This window comes from Streptomyces sp. NPDC041970 (genome assembly GCF_055588985.1).
On the sequence record NZ_JBVJCD010000016.1, the window covers coordinates 67,563 to 72,543 of the forward strand.

General features: G+C 72.1%; 1 protein-coding gene. It reads left to right on the forward strand.

Features of this window, described 5'->3' with window-relative positions; all coding sequences use genetic code 11:
- Nucleotides 1–1,119: 1,119 nt before the first annotated feature.
- Complete coding sequence (locus ACZ6EJ_RS11465) at nucleotides 1,120–4,887, forward strand: DNRLRE domain-containing protein (RefSeq protein ID WP_469266370.1); 3,768 nt, start codon at nucleotides 1,120–1,122, stop codon at nucleotides 4,885–4,887.
- The last annotated feature ends 94 nt before the right edge of the window (nucleotides 4,888–4,981 follow it).

Genomic DNA, 4,981 nt, shown 5'->3' on the forward strand with positions numbered 1-4,981 from the left:
CGTTCCCCCCCCCCCCCCCCCCCCCCCCCCCCCCCCCCCCCCCCCCTCCCCCCCCCCCCCCCGGCCGGGCACGGACCGGACGGCCGACCGGCCGGCGCCCCACCCCCACCGGTGCGCCACCGACGTACGCCAGGTCACCGCCCTTCCCGTCACCGGCTGCTCCAACGGACCGCGCCCTCCGCGCGAGGCCGCCGCCGGACCCGGTCAAGAGCACCGACGGCTCACCGGGGGCGCGGTCGCTCGGCGCGAGGAAGTCCCGATCGTCCTGGAAAGCACCCGTATCACGACCGCCGACCGGACCCTCCGCGGGGGCAACCGGGCACGGCGGCCCCCGAGCCCCGCCCGCGCGGGCGGACGGTCTCAGCACCGCGAACCCGCGCGGGCGGCCGGGACCGGCGACGCCGCGGGCACGCGCGTCCTCGTCCGGAGTCCGGCGCGGCTCGGGCGGCGACACCCCCGGCGCGCGCCCACCCGCCGTCCCTCCCCTCAGGGCCGCAGTTCGAGGGCGGCGTTCAACGTGAGCTTCCGCCTCGGCTCGGCGCCGGTCCCGAACGCGGCGGCGAGCGCGTACCCCGGGGACGCGTCGTACGGCTCCGCGCCGACGGGATCGCGAGCGAGGACGGAAGCCGCCGCCCGGCCCGCCCGGCCCTCCCGGAGACGGGGCGGACCGGCAGCCCCAGCCGCCCATGCCCCTCCGCCGGCCTCGCCGGCCGGAAAGCCCGCTTCCAGCCAGGTTCCGCCGGCCGGGGCGATGACATCGCACAGGCTGAGGCTTGTGGGTGGTTCACCCCGCATCCAGCACTTGCTCGCCGATTGTCTGCGGTCGGCCCGCGGATTGTCCGGTAATCGGTGACCGGTGAGCACGCGGCCGCGCCCCTTCCTCCGTTGCCACGTGTGACCAAGCCGATGTTTGGGGCGCGCCTGCCGCGCGGGAGCGACGCCGCACCGGCCTGCCCCGCCGACGCCCCCTCGCGCGGCCGGAACCGTACTACTGCCATCCGCTTGCCTCCCCTACCGTCGCCGACTGTGCGCTGTGCACAAACGATCGAATTCCCCAGAGGAAGGCAGCACTTCGTGTCTCCTGACACACAGCTCTCCCGGCCGAAACGGGGCAGACGGATGTCCCGAAGAGCCGCAGCGACAGCGCTGCTGCTGGTCACCGAGGCCGCCTTCGTCGCCGGCGGCACGGCCACGGCGGCGACGCCCGAGCCGAAGGCGGCCCCGGCGCAGGTCCAGCAGCCGTCCGAGAGCCGGATCCTCGCCTCCGACATGGCCTGGGCCGCCGCACACGCCAAGGGCTCCCGCGCGTGGGCGGTCCTGGAGGCGAAGAGGACCGGCAGGAAGGTCGTCGTCACCGACGAGACGACCGAGACGACGTACACCGTCGCCAACCCCCAGGGCACCCTCACCACGGAGTTGACCACCGCCCCCGAACGCGTCCGGCGCGGCGGTACGTGGCAGCCGGTCGACGTCACCCTCGTCCGCGCGGCCGACGGCTCCGTGGGCGCGAAGAGCCACCCCGAGGGCCTGCGCCTGGCCGGGAAGGGCGGGACGAGAGCCGCCTCCCTGCGCGCCGCCCAGGACGCCGCGCCCCGCGACCTGGTCACCCTCGGCCAGGGCGACGAGCGCGTCACGCTGCAGTGGAAGGGCGGGCTTCCCGAGCCCGAACTGAACGGCGCCCACGCCCGATACCGGAACGCCGTGCCCGGCGCCGACGTCGTCGTCGAGGCCACCCGGACCGGATTCGAGCAGTTCGTCGAGATCGCCGAGCGGCCCGCCGGCGCCTACTCATACACCCTGCCGGTCAAGGCCGAGGGCCTGAAGGCGAAGGCGAACGAGGACGGCTCGGTCACCTTCACCGACGCCGCGACCGGCGCCCGGCGCGCCACCATGCCCGCTCCGGTGATGTGGGACGCCGCCGTCGACAAGGCTTCCGGCGAGCACACGAACCGGGCGCGCGTCGACATGAAGGTCCTCGACAAGGGCCGCGGCAGGATCGACCTGGTGGTCACCCCCTCGGCCGAGTTCCTCGCCGACCCGGACACCCGGTACCCGGTCACCGTCGACCCGTCCACCTCCGCACTGTCGAACACCTTCGACACCTACGTGCAGCAGGGCGAGACCGTCGACTGGTCCACCGACACCGAGCTCGACCTCGGCAACCCTGGCACCAAGAACCCCGACGGGACCCCGCGCACCGCGCGCTCGTACATCACCTGGAACACCACGCCCATCCAGGACGCGCTGATCATCGACACCAATCTGGCGCTGTGGAACTTCCACTCGGGCAACACCGACTGCAGCGCCCAGAAATGGACGATCTGGGACACCGGCGCGCCCTCCACGGCCTCGCGTTGGGCCTCGCAGCCCGCGTGGAACCAGGAGTACCACTCCTCCACGCAGACCAGGGGCAACGCGGACTGCGCCGCGACCCAACCCGACGGCTGGATCAACGCCGACGTCGACACCCTCGTCCAGTCCTGGGCGTCCGCCAAGGCGACCCGCGGCCACATGGGGCTGCGCGCCGCCACCGACGACGTCAAGGCGTGGAAGCGGGTCAACTCCGCGAACAACGCGGCCAATCAGCCCAAGCTGTCCGTCACCTACAACTACCGGCCCTGGGACGGCACGAACCGGCAGGCCGGCGCGCCGTTCGCGTCGTACGCGGGCGTGTGGGCGGTCAACACCACCACCCCGACCCTGCGGGACACCTTCACCGACCCGGACGGCGACACCGTCAACGGCACCTTCCAGGTCTACGACGCCGCCACCGACACCCCCATCACCACCCCCGCCGGTGAGGGTCTGCTCGTCTCCGACTTCGTGGCCTCGGGCAAGCCGGCCTCCGTGACCGTTCCGGCCGGGCAGCTCCGGGACGGCCGGACGTACAAGTTCCGCACCAACCCCTACGACGGCACCCACTACAACCTCAGTTGGTCCGGGTGGACCCAGTTCGTCGTCGACACCACCGCTCCCGGCGAGCCGCGGAGCGTCACCTCCGCGACCTATCCGGAGGACTGGGGCGGCCCCTCCGGCGTCGCGGGCGCCTTCGACGTCACCACCGGCGCCCCGGACGCCCACCAGGTGCAGTTCCGCCTCGACCCGTACGAGGACGACGCGGCCGACCACGGCTGGAAGTCGGCGCCCACCACCACCGGAGCGGTGCGGGCCGCGGCCGCGGACGCCACGTACACCGTGACGCCGGCGGCGGACGGCAACCACACGGTGCAGACCCGCACGGTCGACCGGGCCGGCAACGTGGGGCCGATCAAGGACTACGGTTTCACCTCCGGGAACCGGGACTACAACCGCAAGCAGAAGATCGACATAGCGATTCCGCAGCTCGATCCGAACGCCGCGCCGCCGGCCCAGGTCGACACCCCGCAGGCGCCGCCGAAGCCCGGCGACGAGGCCGCCGGCTGGAAGGGCTGGGAGCCCCGCACCTTCACCAACGGCGGCACGCAGGTCACCGTGACCCCCAAGATGGAGAGGTCCCTGGAAGGCACCCGCAAGGCGGCCCAGGCCATGCGCACCAGGGCGCCGTCCTACCCCGACCCGATCATCAAGGGGGCGTGGTGCCAGCCGTCGCTGTACGGCGAGGCGCAGAAGTCGCTGATCACCCGTACCGAGGCGTGCCTGTTCTACGACATGGGCTACCGGGTGACGTACTTCTACCAGGGGCTCCCGGTCGCCACGTACCGCGCTACGTTCGAGTTCGCCTTCCAGGTCAAGACCGATCCGAGGTCGGGTGAGATCAAGACCTGGATCCAGATCAACCCGACCTACAACGACTTCCCCCCGGACGAGCGGGCCGTCCTTCTCGGCGACGGAGGCCAGGACGCGTTCATCGACTCCATGTGCTTCAGCGACGGGTGCGAAGGCGGAGCGGGGGCGAAGAACTTCGACTTCTACAGCGACCTGAGCTGGAAGGGCGGCGGTGAACACGATCCCACGGACGGGCACATGGCCACCGGCACCGCCGACCACAAGTGGAACGGCGACGTGAACAACGCCGGGGGGACGCGGGACACCGATCTGTCGAAGAAGCTCCCGGTGTGGTTCGTGGGCCACTTCGTCACCGAGTCGGGCCCGCCGGACGGCAAGGGCGACAAGGACGTGGGCACCGGACCGTGGCGCTCCCCCTCCGTCGAGGTGCGGTGCGACAAGGTCGCGGCGAACGGCACGGACGCCGGTTGCGTGCTGCCGCAGTACTTCCCGGAGTACAAGTTCAACACCGCCAAGTACCCGTCGGCCGCGGCACACGCCTGGCTGATCCAGAACAAGTCGAAGGTCAAGGGGGGCGGCAGGACCCGCGCCGACGCGCTGCAGTACCTTCCGAGGAAGGAGCGCAACGAGTCGTCGTACGAGCGCAAGGAGAACCGGGACAAGGTGATGTGCCCCAAGTCGCGCTCCAAGCGGACCGACGGCTGGGTCCCGGACAGGCCCTTCCTCAAGCACCCCTGGACGGCGCTGCACCCCGAGATCACCGAAGGGGCCGCCGAAACGGTGTCCTGTGACGAGTTCCCGTTCTCGTCCACGTACCAGTCACCGGGGGTCCCGGCGGCGCGCGGCGGACAGAACCCGGCCGGCGCGAACGGCGGCGGCGAGTGCATCCAGACCGTCGCGGCCAGGACCGACGACGGCAGTGAGCACCTCCTGGACGACACGCGGTACGACGCGCCGACGTTCGACGAGAACTGCGGGCGGTCGTCGATGTCGCTGAAGGTCAACTCCGGTTCGATGAGCCTGGACAACTTCTACGAAGGGTTCCTGAAGAAGTTCCGGATCATCGACAAGGACAGGTACACCCTCGATCCGGGCAACGCCTGGTTCAAGGGCTGCGACACCACGCAGGCCGACCTCGTCTGCACGATGGCCAAGCCGTAGGTACGCCGCCGGGGGGGGGGGGGGGGGGGTGGGGGGGGGAGGGGGGGGGGGGGGGGGGGGGGGGGGGGGGGGGGGGGGGGGGGGGGTGGTCGAC

Coding starts and splice junctions, on each gene's coding strand:
- ACZ6EJ_RS11465 (WP_469266370.1), top strand. CDS start 1,120: ATGTCCCGAAGAGCCGCAGCGACAGCGCTGCTGCTGGTCACCGAGGCC.